Consider the following 19,628-nt stretch of genomic DNA (forward strand, 5'->3'; position numbering starts at 1 on the left):
TTGTGATAAAAACCTGTAGGGGTTTGGTCTCCAAACCCTCTTTGCGCCTGGGTTTGGAGACCAAACCCCTACAATAAAATATTACAACCCCGGCACAGATTGCTATATTCCCCCCCGATGTTCAGAAAACCTCTAGGACTGGGAAACAGAAAAGGAACTCACAAAGGCTTCCGGGCCAACAACGGAAAGATAGGGTTCAATAAAATAGTGGTTAGCAACCCGCAGGGTATCAGCAGAAGTCACCGCCGCAATGTTATTCTGAAATTCCGTATCAAATTCAATTCCTAACCCTAAACATTCATACCAGCCATAGATTTGCGCCAGTTGGGAGTTGGTTTGTTTCCCCAGAGCATATTGACCTAAAAGTTTATTTTTAGCTACTTGTAACTCATCCGCCGTTAGGGGAATATTGACCAGGCGTTCCACTTCGGTGCGTAACCCATCAATGGCAATTTCGGTATTTTCCGGCGCCGTGCCCATATAGACAACAAATTGAGACTGGTCGAGACGGGTGGGGAAAAAAGCCGATACATCGTAGGCTAAACCCCGTTTTTCCCGCAATTCTACAAATAATCGACTAGATAAGCCATTTCCCAGATAGGTATTTAATACTTTTAACGCCGAATAGTCCTCATGGTTGACACAACTGGTTAAATAGCCCAACATCACAACGGATTGTTGTGTTTCCTGGGGGGTAATGGCGTTTTGGGGTATTGAGGTTAGGATGGGTAGGGATAATGTCGGTAAGGGGGTTTCAGGGGCCCTCCAGTCGCCAAATACCCGTTGAATTTGTTCAGTTGCCGCCTCTGGGGTAATGCGTCCGGCGATGGAGATAATTAAATTATCGGGACGGAAATAGGTTTGATGGAATTCTTGCAAGTCAGCGCGGCTGAGTTGGGAAACGCTGGCTTCGGTTCCTAGGGTGGAAAGGGCGTAGGGGTGATGTTGATACATCTGTTGTCGCAGTTGTTCAAAGGCGACGGAAAAGGGTTGTTCCCGTTGTGACCGAATTCCTTGAATGGTGATGCGACGTTCTAGTTCGATTTCTTCTTCGGGAAAGGAGGGGGAACGTAATAATTCACCAGTTAAACTTAAAATATCTTCAAAATCGGAAGCAACAGTTTTTAGACTTAGTAAAAAATAATCCGTTGACGTGTCTGCGCTTAATTTGGCCCCGACTGATTCGACTTGTTCGGCAATTTCCATGGAGGAAAGCTGGTCTGTTCCTTTGGTTAATACCGTGGCTACCAGATGGGAAAGTCCGGCTTTTTCTTGAGGTTCCCAGCGACTTCCTGTTCGGAGAAATAGACGAGTTGCAATAATATCAGCGGCGGGATTTTCTGTTACTAGCAACACAATCCCGTTATCCTGAACTGTGCGATGAACATTACGAATTGTATTAGACGGGGTTAAAGTTTGGGTCACAGTTCCTCTATTTTTCTTTAAGTTTGGGGAATTTAGATCGGTATGAGTAATGGGTAATGGGTAATGGGTAATGGGTAATGGGTAATGGGTAACGGGTAATGGGTAATGGGTGATCCCTATTTATTCCTATTGCCCATTGCCTATTCCCTATTCCCTGTTTATGGGTATTTGAATATCAATAATTCCCCCTCCTAAGACTAAATCTCCGTCATACCAAACTGCTGCTTGACCCGGAGTAATCCCAAAGATAGGTTCATCAAAAATAAGTTTAACGCAGGAACCAATTTTGGGATCAATTTCGGCTCCTTCTGGGGGATTAATCGGAATTACGGTGACAGGTTGGGGTAGCGACCGATAGCGAATTTGTACCTGGGTACGAATGGGGGTATTCGGTGGGGAAATAGACACCCAATTGACTCTTTTAATGGTACATTCTGTTTGTACCGCGCTTTCTCTATCCCCAACAATTACTTGATTTCGACCCGCATCAATTCCGACAACATATAGGGGATTGGGGGCCGAAATTCCTAGACCTTTTCGTTGTCCAATGGTATAATGATGGATGCCCTCATGTTGTCCTAAAACCCGACCTTTTGTGTCTATAATATCGCCTTTTTTACCCGTAATATATTTATCTAAAAAAGCCTGCATGGAACCATTGGCTTCCACTAAACATAAATCTTGACTTTCGGGTTTGTCGGCGGTTTTTAACTCATATTGATTAGCCATTTGGCGAGTTTCGGTTTTTAACACTTCTCCCAAGGGAAATAGAGTTCCGGCGAGTAAATCTTGGGTTAAGTCATATAAAAAATAAGACTGATCTTTATTCAGGTCTACGGCTCGTTTTAATTGATAGCGATCGCCCTTTTCATCATAATCAATTCTAGCATAATGACCCGTGGCAATTCGATCAATTCCTAACTGTTCTCGGGCATAATCTAACATCGGGCCAAATTTCACCGCCCGATTACATTGAGAACAGGGTAACGGAGTAATTCCGGCACTATAACCATCAACGAGATAGTCTACAATATGGGTTTGAAATAACTCTCGACTATCCACAATATGATGAGGAATTCCTAATTGTTCACAAATGTAGGCCGCATCCACCATTCCTTCTGAACAGCATTGTCCTTTTCCCTTCATTAACCAAAGGGTCAACCCCACCACCTCATATCCCTGATGGTGTAGCAAGGCGGCGGCTGTGGAACTATCGACTCCACCAGAAAGACCTACAACAACTTTGCTCATGATCACATCAGAATAACTTGCTAATTTTGATTAACTAACTTAACTTTAATCTTGACTGATCTGCCAATTTTGATTACTCTTAACTGGCTTACCTGCCAATATCAACCGAACCCACTCCAAACGGGAGGACGCTAAAATGTCAGTCTGTTCTATTGTAATACAGAAAAAAACCAATTGGCTTACAAAATTTATTTGGAAAATACCCCTATTTTCTAGCCTCGTGCTATTGGGGGGATATGGAGTAATGGTTTCCCCTGTTTTTGCCCAAGAACGCTATGGAGTTTATGTCAATGGCGAGAGTCCTTTACTGTTAGAAGTCGTGCAGCAAGTTCAGCCCGGAGCCATGATCCAACGATATAATAATCGTAGCATTATTGATCTGGGAATTTATTTTAATCAAAGTGAGGCTCAAAAATTAATTGCAGACTTAAAAAGCCAGGGGGTTCAAGGAGAAATTATTAACTTGAAATCTGGAGAAGATTTTAACAATCCAATTCGAGTTAATCCGATGGTTATTCCTCCCGACCAAACGGATATTAAAGTGATCAGAACTTCGATTCCATCGGGTCAAATTCCGATCACAACTGACTTGGGATTATATCAAGTTTATGTGAGTCCGACCTCGAATTCTTTAAGTGCAGTCCGCCAAATTTCTCCCAATGCTCGAACATCCACCTATCAAGGACAATTGATTATTCAAGCGGGCAGTTTTGTGAATCAGTCTAATGCTGACCAACTCCGACAAAAGTTAGCATTAGGGGGGATTTCTTCGACCGTTATTAACAGTACCGCACAATTACAAGCGTTTTTAGCTACTATTCCCAATATCCCCCCGAATATCCTGCCAGCCTTCCCTGGTTCTGGTTTAGGATTAGGAAATACTGATAGCTATTTTATCTTAATTCCTAGTCAAAGAAATCAACTGGTTTCTGTGGCTGAAAATGTAGCAGCTTTGGGTGTTCCTTCCCAAAGTATTCAGATGCAGCAGGCGGCTACTAATCCCTTTGTTGCTGTTGGGCCTTTTGCCAATCAACAGTTAGCCCAACAATGGGAAACTTATCTGCAAAGTTCGGGATTATCTCGTGCTATTGTCTATTTTGGGAGATAATCTATTGATGCTGTACTTCATTGCCAGATTATGAGACAATCAGATGTTAACTCTTAAACAAGAAAGGATTAACAAGATAATATGGTAGCTAAAATTCAATTTTCAATAGGTATTGATGAAGATGTAATTCCTGATGTTCGTCTGACTCGTTCACGGGATGGGAGTCAAGGTACAGCAAAATTTTATTTTCTCAATCCTAAAGCCTTAGCGGATGATTCCACCCAAGAAATTACAGGAATGTATATGATTGATGATGATGGGGAAATCGTCACCCGTGATGTTAACGCTAAGTTTGTTAATGGAAGACCTACGGAAATCGAGGCGATTCATTTAATGAAATCTCCCGAAGAATGGGATCGTTTCATGTTGTTTATGGAACGTTATGCAAAAGCTAATGGATTAGAATTTAGTAAATCCTAATTCAGTCATCATTTGTAGGGGCGGGTTCATCGAGATTTAGGTGATTAACAAACATTTAAAAGAACCCGCCCGTACCAGTCATCAGTTTAATAGTTAATTTATTAAATAAATTCCCCATTCTATTACCCATTCGTAATTCGTAATTCGTAATTCGTAATTCGTAATTCCTTATGACTTTACCAGTTCCCCATCCTGATACTTCGGAATTTTTGGTTAATTGTGCTGTGATTACGGTGAGTGATACTCGCACGCCAGAAACCGATAAAAGTGGTCAACTAATTCAGCAATTTCTACAGAATACTGGGCATCCAATTCTCGATTATCAAATTATTAAAGATGAACCGAAAGACATTATAAAACTATTGAAAAAACTCTGTCAAATTCCTGAACTGAATGCTTGTATTTTTAGTGGAGGAACCGGAATTTCACCCCGAGATACTACCTATGATGCTCTGGAACAATTATTAGAAAAAACTTTACCTGGATTTGGAGAAATTTTTAGAGCTTTGAGTTATCATGAAATAGGGTCAAGAGCGATCGCTTCCCGGGCTGTAGCTGGAGTTTATCAAAGGAAATTAATCTTTTCGGTTCCTGGATCTTCTAATGCAGTAAAGTTGGCAATGGAAAAATTAATTTTACCTGAATTAACCCATTTAGTTAAACTGCTATAGCAATCCTAATTGCTCAGACCCAGAGGATCAACTTTTTTTCTTAGACTTGTTGCCTGTTCCCTGCCATAGCAATTAAAACAACAGCAGAACGGGGGCTGAGATGATAATATTTTCCCATAATTGGTCGGGCAGCACTCAAGCGACTAATATCATTAGGAACCGCTAAAGCCGTATCTACCAAACGATGCCAACGTTCTCCTTTAGAAAGGGGAGGTAATTGAAAGTTTAAGGGTTCCCAATAGGAATTTAACATAATATGGAGATGTTCGCCTTTTTGGGGATGATATAAACTAAAAGCAATAGTGCGAGAACTGTCATATAAGTCTGGTTTTCCTATTTTCACTCCATGCCAAATCACATAGGGCAAATTACTCTCTATATTCATTTCCAAAATATCATCTAACTGAAAGAGATGGAGTTCCTTTTTAAAGCGGATTAAACTTTTAACAAACCGCAAGACATCAGGATTTTTCCCCACATCACTCCAGTCAAACCACCCTAACGGATTATCCTGACAGTAAGCGTTATTATTTCCAAATTGTGTCCGACAAACCTCATCCCCCATTAACATCATCGGAGTCCCTTGAGACAGTAATAAAATTACCCACAGATTTTTAATTTGTTGCAGGCGTAAAGCTTGAATATACAGGTCATCCGTCGGCCCTTCAATGCCACAATTCCAACTAAAATTATATTCAGAACCGTCTCGGTTTTCCTCTCCATTAGCATCGTTCTGTTTTTCATTATAACAAACTAAATCATGCAGAGTAAAACCATCATGACAGGTAACAAAATTAATACTACAATGCACTTCTCGATCGGGATGGGGATAAATGTCAGGACTCCCCATAATTCGATAGGCTAACTTTTCAACTTGTCCTTCATCTCCCTTGACAAAACGACGGACATCATCCCTAAATTGTCCGTTCCATTCGGCAAAACGATCCCCTGCTAAAGAACCTACTTGATATAATCCCCCTGCATCCCAAGCTTCAACAATTAATTTTGCTCCGGCTAATACGGGGTCGGATTTAATAATCCATAAAATCGGGGCATCTTCAATCGGATTTCCTTCTTTATCCCGGGATAAAATCGAAGCCAAATCAAAGCGAAATCCATCGACGTGCATTTCTGAAACCCAATATCTCAGACTATCAATAATTAACTGTCCTGAAATTTCATGATTAGCTTTAATAGTATTTCCGCAGCCACTATAATTACTATAATCAGCCGGATTATCTTTCTCTAAAATATAATACATACTGTTATCAAGTCCCCGAAAAGATATGGTCGGGCCGTCTTCATTTCCTTCGGCAGTATGGTTATAAACCACATCTAAAATCACTTCAATTCCAGCTTTATGAAAAGCCTTGACCATATCTCGAAATTCATTGATCGGGCCGATAGCATCTCGATTAGAACTATATTCTCGATGGGGAGCAAAAAAGGAAATGGTACTATATCCCCAATAATTACTCCGAGGAGGAACTGCATCCTGTTCATCAAATTGATGAATCGGGAGTAATTCCACGGCGGTAATTCCTAAATCTTTTAAATAGGGAATTTTCTCAATTAATCCCGCGTAGGTTCCCCGTTTTTCCGGGGCAACTCCCGAGTTAGGATTGCGCGTAAAACCCCCGACGTGCAGTTCATAAATAATCGTTTGGGCGTAGGGTAATTCTAAAGGTTTATCTCCTTCCCAGTCATAACCTCGCTTATCAACCACCACTCCTTTTAAGGCTTGAGCGCAATTATCCCCCGGAACAGAAGCGGCAGCCCGACTATAATTTTCCGTATTAACAATAGCTTTTGCATAGGGATCTAATAATACTTTCTGAGGGTCAAAACGATACCCTAATTCCGGTTCATATAAACCATCAACGCGATATCCATAAATTTGTCCGGTTTGAATTCCTGGAACAAAAATATGCCAATAATAAAAGGTTTTATTATGTTTAGGATCAAAGGGAATTACCTGGGTGGGTTCGTGGGCGTCGGCGGTATCAAATAAAAGTAATTCTATAGCCGTACAATTTTTAGAAAAAATACAAAAATTCACCCCATTGGCATAAACCGTGGCTCCCAAGGGGTAGCTTTGACCAGATAAAATATCAAGATGCACGCCTTTCACTCCTTGCAAGTTTTCTCGATTATCAATTGCTGTATTCAACGGTCTAACTCCTTTTCGGGTTGAATAATTCTGTTGTGGAATAAAGAACATCGGAACAGAAAGAATGAACTCTATCGGTTTGGGAATCACCCAATCTAATTCATCCTAGGGGCAAGGCGCGCCGTCCCCCTGCACAGAAATTTTGCCTTTAACATAATGTTTAACCTAGATTATCGTTAATTGGGATAAATAACCGATCACCAGTGCTAAAAACGCGATAAACTAGCAGAAAATCCCAATAAAACTGTGTGTTCAGTTGAATGTCCCCCTCAGAAACCCCTTGCTTAAGTATTGCGATCGCTCGGATGAATACCTCCGTTGCCCATCATTTTGCAACTTGGGTGGTACAGTCTCCCGATTGGAATGGATATGTTCACCATGATAGTAGCTGGCCCGAACCCCTTTCCCAAACTTGGCAAGCGTGGTTAGAACTATTTTCCCCCCATAGTATTCCCAATGGTTTGTGTTCTCCGCCTCCTGCGAATTTGTCCTTAACTGCTGCTTCCCATTCGGGGCAACAACTTAGTTATACCACCCGTTTAATGCAGCAATTTGGGATTAATCTCTGGCAATGGTTATTTCAAGGATCAATTCAAGCTAGTTTACACCGCAGTCAAGGGATTGCTATTGGCCAGGATCAACCCCTACGGATTCGCTTAGACCTCCGAGACCCGGATTTAATCCCCATTCCCTGGGAAACGATGCAACCCCAAGGCGGTCAACCGGCGATTTCCCTGAGTCAACATCTGTGGTTTAGTCGCACCACCTTTGATGTCAACCCCCTCCCCCAGCGTTTGGCGGCTCCAGGGTTGAATATTTTATTGGTGTTGGGGGAAGGTCAAACCCCTGGGGTGTCTCCTAATTCCGAATTATCGAAATTGGCTTTAGAAAAAGAAGCGATCGCCATCGGTAAAGCCTTTGAACAATGCGGCATGGATACCCTGGGAAATCGAGTCGAGAGCGAGGTTTACTGCGGCGTTAAAACCCTTCTGGAACCGACCGTTGAACAACTGATTGCAGAATTAGAAACCGACCGCTATAACGTCTTATTTTATGCAGGACATGGAATGCCAGCCCCCGATGGTGGGTTATTATTTCTGCGTCCCGATACTACTATTAATGGGACAGAACTGGCCCAGGTGTTAGTCCGATGTGGGATTATCCTAGCGGTGTTTAACGCCTGTTGGAGCGCTCACCCGGCGGTAGAAACCGTGTCAACCCCCTCTAATTCACTATTTCAAGCCATTCCTAGTAGTAGTTTAGCTAAAGTATTAATCCATCACGGGGTTCCGGCGGTGTTGGGAATGCGGGACTCGATTACCGACGCCGAGGCGTTAAGCTTTATTCAAGCCTTTGCTAGAGCTTTAGGGGAACGTCTCCCCGTGGATCAGGCCGTGGCCATGGCCCGTCAGCATTTGTTAGCCCTTTATAAGTTTAATCAACCCGCTTGGACGTTACCCATCTTGTATATGCACCCGGAATTTGACGGGGTGTTAGTCCAGCCTTTAGAACAGATTAAGACAGAAATGCCAATGAGTTCGGTAACAGGGTTTGGGGATGTTCCCCGGGCCTGGTTACGACTCTATAACCCCGGGACTAATACCCCAGCCCAGGTTTGGCCCATTGATACCGGATTAATGCGGGTAGGTCGTGGAGAAGGGAATGATGTAATTGTTGCGGAACAGTGGGTTTCTTCTAAACACGCAGAAATTTTTTGTCGTCATAGTTCCGATGGAAAAACCCAACCGAATTATTTTTTAAGGGATTTTTCTCGCTATGGAACCTTAATTTTTCATACTCAAGAATGGCAACGCATCCACCATCAAGAAATTCCGTTAATATCAGGAATGCAGTTAAAATTTGGCAGTTCTCAGGGGCAATTGTTAGAGTTTGTAATTGAAGGGAATGGGGAATGGGGAATAGGCAATGGGTAATAGGTGATAAATCAAGTATTAACTCTTACGCTGACAACTGGTACGGGCGGGTTCTTTTAGATCTTTGTTAATTACTGCGCATCTCAATGAACCCGCCCCTACAAATGATAATGCGGATACTTGATAACTGATTTATGATTGAACCTAAAATTTTTCATCTAATTAATCGTTTAAGTTTTGGTGTTACTCCTGGACAAATTCAACAGGTACAACAGATGGGAATTGATACTTATATTAAGACCCAACTGCAACCACAAACAATTCCCTATCCCGCCGATTTAAAGGAAAAACTCAATCCTTTAAATACATTAGTTTGGCAACCCGGTGAAGTTATTCTAGCGGAAAAACAAACCCTAGAACAAGCTAAAACCCTCGGTTTAGATAGCAAATCCATGATTAAAATTAAGCAAAGTTTTAATCAAAAAATCATGCAGCAAGCCAAACGAGGGCGTTTATTAAGAGCCTTTGCTAGTCCTCGTCAATTAGAAGAAGTAATGGTGGATTTTTGGTATAACCATTTTAATGTATTTGCGACAAAAAGTGATTTAACTCGACAGTTTTTTAGTTCCTATGAACAACACGCCATTCGACCCCATGCTTTAGGAAACTTTAGACAATTATTAGGAGCAACTGCCAAACATCCGGCTATGTTAGTCTATTTAGATAATTGGCAAAATACTGCCCCGGGAAGTTCGGGGGCAAAGGGCGCATTTAAAGGGTTAAATGAAAATTATGCCCGGGAATTATTAGAGTTACATACATTAGGAGTTAATGGCGGTTATAGCCAAAAAGATATTATTGAATTAGCCAAAATTTTAACCGGATGGGGACTATTTCAACCTATTGCCCAAACCTCAACTAAATCGGGATTTTATTTTGACGAAACCCGCCATGATTTTAGCGATAAAGTGTTTTTAGGATATTCGATTAAAGGTAGTGGAATGAATGAAGGCGAAGAAGCTCTTAATATCATAGCAAAACATCCTTCTACAGCCCAACATATTAGTTATCAATTAGCTCGAAATTTTGTTAGTGATACTCCTCCCGATTCCCTGGTTAAAAAACTAGCTAAAACCTTCTTAGATAGCGATGGAAATATTGCAATGGTTCTCCAAACCCTCTTTGCAAGTAACGAATTTTGGCAAACCAATATTTATCAAACTAAATTTAAAACCCCCTATCGATATCTTGTTTCAGTGATGAGAATTATCGGTACAGTTACCAATTTTGAACCCCTAGATGGTATCCTAAATCAATTAGGAATGCCCCTCTATGGTTGTCCGTCTCCCGATGGGTATAAAAATATTCAATCCGCTTGGTTAAATCCCGACGCCATGGTAAGACGCAGTAGTTTATCTGTTCCCTTATCCAATGGATTACTTGACGATGGAAAACCCATTGATGCTAATTTTTTAGCCTCCACATTAGAAAATAATTTCTCCCCTCAAACTCGCTCCGTTTTAGACAAAGCTACCCCGAATTTAAGAGGAGCATTAATTTTAGGAAGTCCTGAATTTATGATGTATTGAAAATATCCGATTTTTTGCTATAATTAAAAGGATTAAACCCAAAACGGGGGTCATGATGAATCAAACCCTAGAACAAGTAATCTGGACAATTGAAGACGTCGAGGGACTACCAGAAAATGAATGGATACGCCATGAAATCCTCAATGGAGAACTCTTTATGACTCGCTCTCCCCATCGTCGCCATCAACAGGCTTGTGTTAAGATTTGTGCATTACTTGATATTTGGTCAGAGTCGAATAATTTAGGCGTCACAATTTTTGCTCCGGGTTTAATCTTTTCTGATATTGATAGTGTTATTCCTGATGTGGTTTGGGTGACTCATGAAAGACTCGAACAAATTGAAGATGAAGCGGGACATTTAACCGGAGCACCGGAATTAGTGATTGAGGTTTTATCCCCCGGAAAACAAAACGAGCGTCGAGATAAACAAGCTAAATTAAAACTCTATTCTATTACGGGAGTTCAGGAATATTGGGTTGTTAATTATTCTACCAAACAAGTTGAAATTTATCGCAGAGAAAAAGCACAATTAGTTAAGGTTTCAACCTTATTAGAAACAGATGAAATCACATCACCTTTATTACCTGGATTTAGTGCTGTTGTCCAGTTATTTTTTCCTTAAACCGATAATTAAATGCCTGGGAACGCACTGCTTGAAAATCTGGGATAGAATAGGTTTTTTCTAGGTTATCTTTGAGTTGGTCTAACTTTAAAATAGCCTCTCCTACCGATGCAGCTAATAACGGCGGGACTGCATTACCAATTTGTCGCCATTGTTGAGAGGATGTTCCATAAAAAATATAATCAGGTGGAAAAGATTGGATAGCGGCGGCTTCTCGGGGAGTCAAATAACGATCTTCTGTAGGATGATAATAGGTGGTTTTATTTGTATTAATTGTACCTGAATGGTAATACCGATCTAAACGCTTTAATTGAGTTTCTCTAAATCGTTCTTCTCGAATTGTTTTCCAATTTATATCATACCACAAGGAAGGCGGGAGATAGGCTAACTGATCCCGTTCATAACGAATTCCTTTCCCTTCAGGGATATAATGAATTCTTTTTCTTTCTAATTCATTTTTGATTTGGGCTGTTTTCAAATCATGGTTAAAACTTTGACCTGCAAACTCTAATAAAGTATTAAATGCCCATTCCACGGTGCGAGGTAAGGGTAAAAGATCAGGATCTTTTTCAGAATCTTTAAATCGTTTTTCTGGATAAATATTACTAACTCCAAAGCGATTTCCTAATAAAATAGTCCGTCGTCTCGCTTGGGGCACACCATAATGATGGGCGGATAATACCTTCACATCTACAGTATAACCCAATTGGCTAAAACTATTAATAATTAATGTTAATGTACTTTCATTCTTTTTTGCCAATAACCCGGTAACGTTTTCCAGAATAATAAAGTTAGGTTTAAAGGTTTCTACCATTCTCAAAAATTCAAAAAACAAAAAATTTCGGTGATCTTTTTTATCGTTTGTACCAATAGTTGAAAATCCCTGACAAGGAGGGCCACCGCAAATTAAATCTACGGTTTGATTTCCAATAATATCCTGAATGAATTCGGTTTTAATTTCTCGCAAATCTCCTAAAATCGTCTGGGAATGGGGATGATTAGCTTGAAAGGTTTCTAAGGAATATTTATCAAAATCTATTCCCAATAAACAATTCATTCCTGCCATTTCTAATCCACAAGACATTCCCCCGGCGCCGGAGAATAAGTCAATAAAGTTTTTCATTTCTCTACTCAACAAGATAATAGAATTAATTATAATATTTTGTTTGAACAATGGAATATTAAAGTCAATTTACACATACAAAAGTTGATTAAAAATTTCATCAGCCGTTAGAGTATCTAATAAAATAGAAACCCGTTGAGCGATTTCATGAGGACTTTTTTGAGGGACAATAATAATTCCTGAATGGTTCCGTTTTTTAGCCATATATTCTAAATGCAACTGTTCAAAATCAACTCGGTTATGAGTCAGTAAACATCGATCAGATTTTGCTGTATAAATTAACTGATTTTGATCGGATTTTCCTAACATTCCTTGTTCTAGTGATGTTGTCACATTAAAACCTCTACTGCGGAGTAAAGTTGCAACTAGAACAGAAACATCTTCATCTGTATATAGTGTTGCAAATAATTTCATGTTTTTTTCATAGCCGCTTTAACAGCAGGATGAACTAATTCTTCAGGAATGCGATTTTGTTCAATATAATGATTAATTTCCTCTTGATTATCTAAATAAAAACTCAAGGCATCAAAAACCTGTGCTAATGTTAGATGGGGTAAATGTATCGGGATTTCTTCAGGAGATATTCCTAAACGCCATAACCCAACAATAGCTCGGACTGAAGTTCGAGTTCCTAAAATGATAGGTTCACCTTGAAGAATTTCAGGGTTACGACTCACATAACGAGAAACCGATTGTACAGTCATATCAACTCATACAACAAAATTTTTTATACTTCTATAATATCACATTGCAACATCATAATCCCAGGAATAGAGTTACAATGCAGGCACATCAACATTAAGTTTAAAATTAGCTGCTTTTGAGCCAGAAACTTCGATGGTATAATCTCCATCAATGGGCAATTCTCCTTGCCAATTTTTGCTATTTTTAATAGTACCAATATTCTTACCATTCGGATCTAAAATATTAATATCTACCGTTCCTTCGGTTACATCAACGGACATCTTTTGTCCGGCGGCACATTCTAATTTATATTGTCGTTTTTCTGCGGGTTTAACCATACCTGTAACCGTTGTTCCCGTCGCTCCAGGGTCAAATTTAACTCTTTCGGTGGCGTTATTTGCTTGAGGAGAAATAGAAGGAGTTGGGGTAGGAGTTGGGGTAGGAGTAGGAGAATTAGCAAAAGGAGGTAGGGGTTGTAAGGGTTGTTTTACTGTCGCACCATGAGACCCTAAACTCATTTTTAGATCAAAAGTTGTAGCTCCTTTTAAAGCTGTTAAAACGATTGTATATTGACCCGTTTGGGATAAATCTTTGGTTTTAATCAGTTGTCTATCCGGTGCATAAACCCAAATACATAAATTATCTTCTGTGCGATAATTTAACTGTTGACCAGCTTTAGCAGGAAATTGATAAGCTAAATAACTTCCTTGGCGAATTTGGCCAGATTCCTTGGTATTAATAGCGGTTAAATTGATTAATTTAATATTAGATGAAGCAATATTTCCTGAAGGTTGTTCCCCACATTGTTCAATTTTATTAGATGAACTGGAGCTAACAATATTCATGGTTTTTGAAAGTTGTCGCCAATGTTCCGATAGAATTTCACAACCTGTTAATAAAAACAACAATAAAAATAAACCTGTTTTTTTCATGAAAAAATCACCATACATTAAGTTTAATCCTAAATTTTAATTTAACTTAACCGTTGTTTGATCCATAAACCAAATAACGGCAAAGCTAATTTATAGCCTAATTCTGAACCATAAATTAAGCCTTTATGTTGCAAACCCGTGATCGCTCCTTGTAGACTTCCTCCTCTGGATAAATGATGTTTAGTAATATATTCCCGACTTTGGGGTTTATCCGTGGGATCTAGGGCTAAAGACTCTAATAATTGAGCTTGAGAAGCCGGAAGTAATACTAACAATGACTCGAATACCGTTGAAAAATCGGCTAATAATTCCTGTAAGGTTTCCTCGATTTCCTGATCTGCAATTAAACCATTTGTGGTTTTAACTTTACACAAGCGACGCACTAAAGCCGAAGCATCTCCAATATGTCCCTGCACCGCTTCTAAAAAGTATTGTAATGCTTGCGATCGCGGATCAAAAGTTAAATTTTCTCGATGTAAAACCCCATGCGCCCAAGCTGCAACCACATCATTAGATAGGGGCGTTAACTGCACAATATCTAAATTTTTATGAAACTCCTCTTGATTGCTAGTTTCCGCTAAAGTTGTTATTAAAACATAACTCACAGAATTTTGCTGTTGAATTTCTTGGCGCAATAATTTTTCCCAATTTCCCTGTCGATCCCAAGATCTAATATGGGGAAAACCTTGCAAAATTAACACCACTTGTCGCCCTACAAATTCCGTTAAATATTGTGGAAAATGAATTAATAATTGATAGGCTTGCCAAACTTCTTCCGGTTTCGCAATTAACCGCAAACTTTTTGCCATATTTCCTTGACAGGCAAAAAATTCAGTAGCTTCTTTACTTATCCATTCTTGCAAACACTCAATAGCGATAGGACTTTTTATTGCCTGAGAAATCCCCTCACATAACAGTTGAGTCAAGCGTTGGCCATCGGTTGCCCGAATACAGTCCACTTCGATAATTTTTGCCCCGACTTCCGTCGCTGCCCTTCTGACCAGGGTTCGTCGGCCACTGCCCGGTACTCCGGCAATTAACAAATCTCGATCACGGGCTAAGGCTTGAGTGATCTGCTGAAATTGTCTTTGCCGTCCAAAGGTTTCTAAGGGGGCTGCTAACTCTGCTATATCCATCGGTGTCTATTGAACAAGCTAATTGCTGATATTACCATTTTTGGGAGGATCACCGATCAAAATGTAAATGTTGTTCTAACAATGCCAATAATTGCATCGTTATTCTGATTATTTTGAGCGGGTGCTGTTAGCCAAATTAAGCCCGAATTAATTGCAATATAGTCATTTAATTTATATTTATAAACCCGACTTAATTCAAACTTTACCGAAGAATTTGTATCGCATTTATCAAATCGGAATCGTATATGGAATAGACATCTCCGAAATAAAAATGGGGAGGGATAGCAAGATGGTAAAATTTGATTTTACCCCAAGGAGAGATGACTAAATTAAGAGGCTATCTGGACAAGAATCCCCAGCAAACAAAAAGGCTATTAGGGATGGAATATGAACAGTTGATAGAACTAATTCAAGCCGCGGAGTTATTAGAACAAGAAAAACGACAAGAACGAGAAAAAGCTAAGATCAGGTTGATTAAAGCAGGTGGGGGTCGTCACCAGAAATTATCTGTGGAGGAACAAATCTTACTAACTCTAATTTATCTGCATCAGATGCCCACATTTCAAATGTTAGGGTTACAGTTTGAAGTGAGTGAATCAACAGCGAATGATATTTTCCATAACGGGATAAAAATATTGAGAGAATTACTGCCAGCCAGTTTACTTGAGCAAGTAAAAAAAAACGAGAGTGATTGGGAGTGGGTAGAAAAAATTCTGCTGGAATATGAGTTAGTAGTAGATAGCTATGAACAGCCCATGCAAAGACCAACAGACAATGAAGAGCAGAAAAAATATTACTCAGGAAAGAAAAAAACACATACCTTTAAAAATCAAGTCATTGTCATGCCGAGCGGGAAAGAAATAGTGGATGTAGCTGTGGGTTATACCGGAGCAACAAGCGATCTGAAATTGTGGAGAGAAAGAAGGGAGGAATTGGGGAATCATCAAAAATACAGGGGGGATAAAGCTTATGTAGGGGAAACAGCAATTAATACACCACATAAGAAACCGAGGAATCAAGAAATATCCCTTGAAAATCGAGAAGAAAATCGGTTAAAAGCCAAACAAAGGATTGTAGTCGAACATTTAATAAGACTGATAAAAATTTATCGAGTTGCTTCAGAAAGATTTCGGTTAAAGAGCCAAAATTATGAAGCAGTAATCTTGACAGTATGTGGACTAATAAGATGGCGAATAGGAGCGATTGTATTATCATCTAAGAATTGCCCAGAATACTTTTGAAAAATGATTGAATATCAGAAATAAAATTCATTAATTATTATTAATGTAACTGAAAAAGCCTATGAATCCGTTACTTTAGGAGAAACCGGCACAGGAGTGCTAGAGACTCAAAAAGTAGCGATAGAGGGCATTTGAGGATTTTCGGAGATGTCTAATGAGCAATATTAGCGATCGCACTTTAATTAGTTATCAAGATTTAGTTTGGTTTTCAAGTCAATTATGTCACCCTTGACAACACAATGCAATTGCATTACCTTGAAAATAGAGTTTAACCAATAGGTTTAGAAGTCGCTATGGCTGCAAAATTGGCTCCATGCTCGGAATCAACTCTAACTGATCGTTATCAGACTACAATTCCTGATCCTGTTCGCAAAGCTCTTGGTTTGAATAAGCGCGATAAAATCCGCTACACCATCGGGTCTGACGGTCAAGTCATTATTTCTCGTGCTGACCCGACAGAAAATGATCCGATACTAGGGCAGTTTCTAAATTTTATAGCACAAGATATCCAGAATAATCCTCAACATATTAAAGCACTTAGCTCTGATTTAGTCAGTCGTGTTCAGTCCTTAGTTTCTGATGTTGATCTCGATCTGGATGCACCCCTTTTGGACTAGGATGAATAATTTTGTCTGTAAATCAGCCCTTAGTGATTAATGGGTGGAATATATTTGTCCACCCTCTGTTTCTAAATCGGTTTGAAGAACTTCTAACCCAGGTTGAAGATTTACGTCAGAAATATCCTCAAGATTACAAAAAGAAAAATGCCACAAAGCGTTTAGCTGCTATAGCAAAGTTGGCATTTGAGATTATTCCTCAAGATCCAACTCGTAGTGATTATCGTCAAGGGACTACCCTGGGAGATGATTATAAACACTGGTTTAGAGCTAAATTTTTTCAGCAGTACCGACTGTTTTTTAGATATCATCAAGAGAGCAAAATTATTGTATTTGCCTGGGTAAATGATGATGATTCTAAGCGTTCTTATAACAGTAATACAGACGCTTATCGAGTTTTTAAGAAAATACTTGAAACCGGACACCCTCCTGACAATGTAATTGTCACTAATGGCTGCTTTTTTAAAGCTATATGTCATTCGATAAGACCCTAAATGGTAGATTATTAGTTTCCCAAGTGCAAATAGACAAGTAAATTTGCGTTTTGCAAAAGTAAGTTTCTTCGTAGGCAAGCCTTAAATTACGCTCTAAATTCTCCGGTTTAACATCATTATCATTCGCAGAACCAATTGCTTTGCGTAAGCTGAGGGATAGGATTGCCACCAAGTGATGACCACAGCAGACTTGCCAGGGATCATGGTTGCTACTTTTTTGGTTTATTATCCGTTGTTGTAAATCTTCGTTTTTCAGTTTATGGGCTTCGATGGATTTATTCTTGACTTCTTGAATCAGTTTAATTTCATCAATTTTTAGGGTTTCCTTGTCAATAAAATTACTAAATTCGATCTTCTTAAAAGTCAAGTTTAATCCATCGCGATTAGAAACCCAGAGAAGATATCCAACTGGCATACTCGCTTCTAACAATGCTGTTCTTATATCTCTACCAAATTGAGTAATTTTCTCCTGGGAGCCAAACTCACTGATCACCTTATCAAAGGCTTTTGAATTGATCAGGATCGTTTCCAGGTCATGGGTATCTGTACGAATTAGATTAGGGTTAGTATGCGGTGAAGTTTCAAGATGATCAAAATCTGCATCAACAATAGCTAAAATTCCATCAAAATTGTCTTTCTCCAAAATACCCAGAACATTAATAATTAGAAGTTTACTAGAGGGTTTGCCAGAAATACTCATTAATTCACAGTTTTTTTTGTCAATAAAACGTTCATAAAATGTCTGATCTGTCCTACCTTCAACTAATAAAAAAGTCCCTGAAAAAGTGCTACGTCTTAGCCGAATGGCATTGGCATGACGGTCAGCAGAAAGATACTCCCTCATTTCCTGGCTCCTTTCAGTTCCACAGTCAAATCCCAACGATCTTGAATAATATCGGGTGAGTGAGTCGCCATTAAAATATCTAAATTTGCAAGCTTTGTAATTTCTTGTAAGTCTTTTAAAAATTGGGCTTGCCATCCTACATGAAGCGATAGTTCGGGTTCGTCAATTAGCACTAAAGAATTAGGTTGAACCTTAAATAGTAATTCGTAAAGAAGAACTAATTCATGCTGCTCACCCGATGACAAATCGGTTGGAGAAAGAATATCTGTATCAGAGGAGGAGGGATGATGTGTCTTGAAAACAAACCCTTTGTCTTTGCTAAAATTCATTTCTTTATAAGAATAAGCAAACTTATTGTTTATAATTCTTCTTAAAAGTTCGATTTTACTCGCAATTTCATCAAAAACACTCAGTTTTTTTTCTACATCTTTAACATACACTGACAAAATATTTTTGGTGCTTTCATCTATGGATTGAGGCTGAATTTGAAAGTCTGAATTTTCATCTTTATCTAATAAACCGACCTCGATCAGACGAGAGCGAGTTTCTTCAAGTTCATTGAGATGAGTACGAAGTTCTTCATCTGTTAAGTCAGGAGATGATTGTTGTTGGACGACTCTTGCAGGAAATGTTCTATCAAGAGATTGAGATGTTGTGCCATATTCTGCTAGTTTAGATTCAATCAGTTTTGCAAGCTCGTTAGAATAAGATGAAACAGTTGGTATCATGGAAGATGTTCCCGAATTCAGTCTTGAAGAACGAATAGGCTCAAAGTTTAATAAACGTTGTGATTCTATGAGGCGGACATGAATATTATTCGTCAATGTTTTTAACCAATCTGGTATTTCATATCGTGATTTTATTTTTAATGGGATAACATCTTCAAATCTCTCTATAACTTCGTTTAAAGAAAGAGTTTCACCTGTCGGGAGATAGACCCATGTTTTAACTGCTACTCGTTGCAATCCAGGAATTATATCGTCCAAGATACTGACTGGCAAATCGATATCTGAGGAGTCTTTTGTTTTTGGTAAGGGACAAGTACGACTTTTTGAATGAGGCTTATGAAATTCGATGGAACACTCTCTCTTTTTTGTTTTTGCAGAACCCTCAGTAGTGTTTATTACCTCAACACTACTGCCATCATCAAACTCTACTTGAAACTTGTTAAATGGGATACTACGAAACACCGAATATTGAGAGTTGAAAAATCCATTCAGCATTCTCAGTATTGCAGTTTTTCCAAAGCCGTTAGGCCCATGAATGATGGTGATTCTCTGATCCATGTTCAATAGAATTACATGATCAAAAATTCCAAATAGACCATTAACAGAGACTTGTTGAATTTGCATATTATTTGAGTGACCTAGCCTTATGCTGCTTAACTGCAATTATAACTTCTAGTTGTACTTGTCTCAATAGCGCAG

General features: G+C 39.1%; 20 protein-coding genes. 9 read left to right on the top strand and 11 right to left on the bottom strand.

Annotation, left to right across the window (positions count from 1 at the left end; genetic code table 11):
• Positions 1 to 132: 132 nt before the first annotated feature.
• Together PL11201_RS00450 and mnmA are read right to left on the bottom strand one after the other, a co-directional pair.
• The gene (locus tag PL11201_RS00450; protein ID WP_079676689.1) at positions 133 to 1,425 is read right to left on the bottom strand and encodes a M16 family metallopeptidase; all 1,293 of its coding nucleotides are present in this window, start codon (positions 1,423 to 1,425) and stop codon (positions 133 to 135) included.
• 147 nt (positions 1,426 to 1,572) lie between these two features.
• On the bottom strand, positions 1,573 to 2,676 hold the full coding sequence (gene mnmA, locus PL11201_RS00455; RefSeq protein ID WP_079676690.1) for a tRNA 2-thiouridine(34) synthase MnmA: 1,104 nt from the start codon (positions 2,674 to 2,676) through the stop codon (positions 1,573 to 1,575).
• Positions 2,677 to 2,920: 244 nt separating this feature from the next.
• Between mnmA and PL11201_RS00460 the strand changes: the two genes are divergently transcribed.
• The 3 genes from PL11201_RS00460 to PL11201_RS00470 all read left to right on the top strand — a co-directional run bounded on the left by PL11201_RS00460 (position 2,921) and on the right by PL11201_RS00470 (position 4,875).
• Positions 2,921 to 3,784 (top strand): SPOR domain-containing protein, encoded by an 864-nt coding sequence (locus PL11201_RS00460; RefSeq protein WP_234996582.1) that lies wholly within the window; start codon positions 2,921 to 2,923, stop codon positions 3,782 to 3,784.
• 81 nt (positions 3,785 to 3,865) lie between these two features.
• Entirely contained in the window at positions 3,866 to 4,204 is a 339-nt protein-coding gene (gene psb28 / locus PL11201_RS00465) for a photosystem II reaction center protein Psb28 (RefSeq protein ID WP_079676692.1), read from the top strand.
• A 170-nt stretch (positions 4,205 to 4,374) separates the two neighbouring features.
• Positions 4,375 to 4,875 (top strand): MogA/MoaB family molybdenum cofactor biosynthesis protein, encoded by a 501-nt coding sequence (locus PL11201_RS00470; protein ID WP_079676693.1) that lies wholly within the window; start codon positions 4,375 to 4,377, stop codon positions 4,873 to 4,875.
• 40 nt (positions 4,876 to 4,915) lie between these two features.
• On the opposite strand, the gene glgX is transcribed toward PL11201_RS00470, so the two are convergent.
• Positions 4,916 to 6,997, bottom strand: coding sequence for a glycogen debranching protein GlgX (gene glgX / locus PL11201_RS00475; protein WP_144017634.1), 2,082 nt, complete (start codon positions 6,995 to 6,997; stop codon positions 4,916 to 4,918).
• Between the two features lie 308 nt (positions 6,998 to 7,305).
• On the opposite strand from glgX, the gene PL11201_RS00480 reads away from it, so the two are divergent.
• The 3 genes from PL11201_RS00480 to PL11201_RS00490 all read left to right on the top strand — a co-directional run bounded on the left by PL11201_RS00480 (position 7,306) and on the right by PL11201_RS00490 (position 11,130).
• A complete protein-coding gene (locus PL11201_RS00480) occupies positions 7,306 to 8,979 on the top strand; it encodes a CHAT domain-containing protein (protein ID WP_079676695.1) in 1,674 nt (557 codons plus the stop codon).
• A gap of 134 nt (positions 8,980 to 9,113) precedes the next feature.
• Entirely contained in the window at positions 9,114 to 10,508 is a 1,395-nt protein-coding gene (locus PL11201_RS00485) for a DUF1800 domain-containing protein (RefSeq protein WP_079676696.1), read from the top strand.
• Positions 10,509 to 10,563: 55 nt separating this feature from the next.
• The gene (locus tag PL11201_RS00490; protein ID WP_079676697.1) at positions 10,564 to 11,130 is read left to right on the top strand and encodes a Uma2 family endonuclease; all 567 of its coding nucleotides are present in this window, start codon (positions 10,564 to 10,566) and stop codon (positions 11,128 to 11,130) included.
• Here the strand turns inward: PL11201_RS00490 and PL11201_RS00495 are convergent.
• The 6 genes from PL11201_RS00495 to PL11201_RS27435 form a co-directional block, all read right to left on the bottom strand.
• Entirely contained in the window at positions 11,099 to 12,253 is a 1,155-nt protein-coding gene (locus PL11201_RS00495) for a DNA cytosine methyltransferase (protein WP_079676698.1), read from the bottom strand. The genes PL11201_RS00490 and PL11201_RS00495 overlap by 32 nt on opposite strands.
• Positions 12,254 to 12,322: 69 nt before the next feature.
• The gene (locus tag PL11201_RS00500; RefSeq protein ID WP_079676699.1) at positions 12,323 to 12,667 is read right to left on the bottom strand and encodes a DUF5615 family PIN-like protein; all 345 of its coding nucleotides are present in this window, start codon (positions 12,665 to 12,667) and stop codon (positions 12,323 to 12,325) included.
• Complete coding sequence (locus PL11201_RS00505) at positions 12,664 to 12,957, bottom strand: DUF433 domain-containing protein (protein WP_079676700.1); 294 nt, start codon at positions 12,955 to 12,957, stop codon at positions 12,664 to 12,666. The genes PL11201_RS00500 and PL11201_RS00505 overlap by 4 nt, the downstream gene beginning before the upstream one ends.
• Before the next feature lie 72 nt (positions 12,958 to 13,029).
• Entirely contained in the window at positions 13,030 to 13,869 is an 840-nt protein-coding gene (locus PL11201_RS00510; protein ID WP_144017630.1) for a hypothetical protein, read from the bottom strand.
• Positions 13,870 to 13,910: 41 nt separating this feature from the next.
• Positions 13,911 to 15,005: an ATP-binding protein gene (locus PL11201_RS00515; protein WP_079676702.1), complete on the bottom strand. Its 1,095-nt coding sequence runs from the start codon at positions 15,003 to 15,005 to the stop codon at positions 13,911 to 13,913.
• Positions 15,006 to 15,061: 56 nt separating this feature from the next.
• Positions 15,062 to 15,304, bottom strand: coding sequence for a carbohydrate porin (locus PL11201_RS27435; RefSeq protein WP_079676752.1), 243 nt, complete (start codon positions 15,302 to 15,304; stop codon positions 15,062 to 15,064).
• A gap of 21 nt (positions 15,305 to 15,325) precedes the next feature.
• On the opposite strand from PL11201_RS27435, the gene PL11201_RS00525 reads away from it, so the two are divergent.
• The 3 genes from PL11201_RS00525 to PL11201_RS00535 all read left to right on the top strand — a co-directional run bounded on the left by PL11201_RS00525 (position 15,326) and on the right by PL11201_RS00535 (position 17,357).
• Positions 15,326 to 16,246, top strand: a complete 921-nt coding sequence (locus tag PL11201_RS00525; protein WP_079676644.1) for a transposase family protein — start codon at positions 15,326 to 15,328, stop codon at positions 16,244 to 16,246.
• Between the two features lie 293 nt (positions 16,247 to 16,539).
• The gene (locus tag PL11201_RS00530; RefSeq protein WP_079676703.1) at positions 16,540 to 16,863 is read left to right on the top strand and encodes a type II toxin-antitoxin system PrlF family antitoxin; all 324 of its coding nucleotides are present in this window, start codon (positions 16,540 to 16,542) and stop codon (positions 16,861 to 16,863) included.
• 11 nt (positions 16,864 to 16,874) lie between these two features.
• The gene (locus tag PL11201_RS00535) at positions 16,875 to 17,357 is read left to right on the top strand and encodes a type II toxin-antitoxin system YhaV family toxin (protein WP_079676704.1); all 483 of its coding nucleotides are present in this window, start codon (positions 16,875 to 16,877) and stop codon (positions 17,355 to 17,357) included.
• On the opposite strand, the gene PL11201_RS00540 is transcribed toward PL11201_RS00535, so the two are convergent.
• Together PL11201_RS00540 and PL11201_RS00545 are read right to left on the bottom strand one after the other, a co-directional pair.
• Positions 17,332 to 18,201, bottom strand: coding sequence for a DUF4435 domain-containing protein (locus tag PL11201_RS00540; protein WP_079676705.1), 870 nt, complete (start codon positions 18,199 to 18,201; stop codon positions 17,332 to 17,334). The genes PL11201_RS00535 and PL11201_RS00540 overlap by 26 nt on opposite strands.
• Complete coding sequence (locus PL11201_RS00545; RefSeq protein WP_079676706.1) at positions 18,198 to 19,553, bottom strand: AAA family ATPase; 1,356 nt, start codon at positions 19,551 to 19,553, stop codon at positions 18,198 to 18,200. The genes PL11201_RS00540 and PL11201_RS00545 overlap by 4 nt, the downstream gene beginning before the upstream one ends.
• Positions 19,554 to 19,628 lie beyond the last annotated feature (75 nt).

The organism is Planktothrix sp. PCC 11201 (genome assembly GCF_900009135.1).
GTDB lineage: Bacteria > Cyanobacteriota > Cyanobacteriia > Cyanobacteriales > Microcoleaceae > Planktothrix.

Excerpts from the sequence above, each read along its gene's own strand:
- PL11201_RS00525 (WP_079676644.1), top strand. The coding sequence starts at position 15,326 with ATGACTAAATTAAGAGGCTATCTGGACAAGAATCCCCAGCAAACAAAA.
- PL11201_RS00510 (WP_144017630.1), bottom strand. The coding sequence starts at position 13,869 with ATGAAAAAAACAGGTTTATTTTTATTGTTGTTTTTATTAACAGGTTGT.
- PL11201_RS00480 (WP_079676695.1), top strand. The coding sequence starts at position 7,306 with ATGTCCCCCTCAGAAACCCCTTGCTTAAGTATTGCGATCGCTCGGATG.
- psb28 (WP_079676692.1), top strand. The coding sequence starts at position 3,866 with ATGGTAGCTAAAATTCAATTTTCAATAGGTATTGATGAAGATGTAATT.
- PL11201_RS00485 (WP_079676696.1), top strand. The coding sequence starts at position 9,114 with ATGATTGAACCTAAAATTTTTCATCTAATTAATCGTTTAAGTTTTGGT.
- PL11201_RS00495 (WP_079676698.1), bottom strand. The coding sequence starts at position 12,253 with ATGAAAAACTTTATTGACTTATTCTCCGGCGCCGGGGGAATGTCTTGT.
- PL11201_RS00530 (WP_079676703.1), top strand. The coding sequence starts at position 16,540 with ATGGCTGCAAAATTGGCTCCATGCTCGGAATCAACTCTAACTGATCGT.
- PL11201_RS00490 (WP_079676697.1), top strand. The coding sequence starts at position 10,564 with ATGAATCAAACCCTAGAACAAGTAATCTGGACAATTGAAGACGTCGAG.
- PL11201_RS00515 (WP_079676702.1), bottom strand. The coding sequence starts at position 15,005 with ATGGATATAGCAGAGTTAGCAGCCCCCTTAGAAACCTTTGGACGGCAA.
- PL11201_RS00460 (WP_234996582.1), top strand. The coding sequence starts at position 2,921 with ATGGTTTCCCCTGTTTTTGCCCAAGAACGCTATGGAGTTTATGTCAAT.
- mnmA (WP_079676690.1), bottom strand. The coding sequence starts at position 2,676 with ATGAGCAAAGTTGTTGTAGGTCTTTCTGGTGGAGTCGATAGTTCCACA.
- PL11201_RS00505 (WP_079676700.1), bottom strand. The coding sequence starts at position 12,957 with ATGACTGTACAATCGGTTTCTCGTTATGTGAGTCGTAACCCTGAAATT.
- PL11201_RS00540 (WP_079676705.1), bottom strand. The coding sequence starts at position 18,201 with ATGAGGGAGTATCTTTCTGCTGACCGTCATGCCAATGCCATTCGGCTA.
- PL11201_RS00500 (WP_079676699.1), bottom strand. The coding sequence starts at position 12,667 with ATGAAATTATTTGCAACACTATATACAGATGAAGATGTTTCTGTTCTA.
- PL11201_RS00545 (WP_079676706.1), bottom strand. The coding sequence starts at position 19,553 with ATGCAAATTCAACAAGTCTCTGTTAATGGTCTATTTGGAATTTTTGAT.
- PL11201_RS00470 (WP_079676693.1), top strand. The coding sequence starts at position 4,375 with ATGACTTTACCAGTTCCCCATCCTGATACTTCGGAATTTTTGGTTAAT.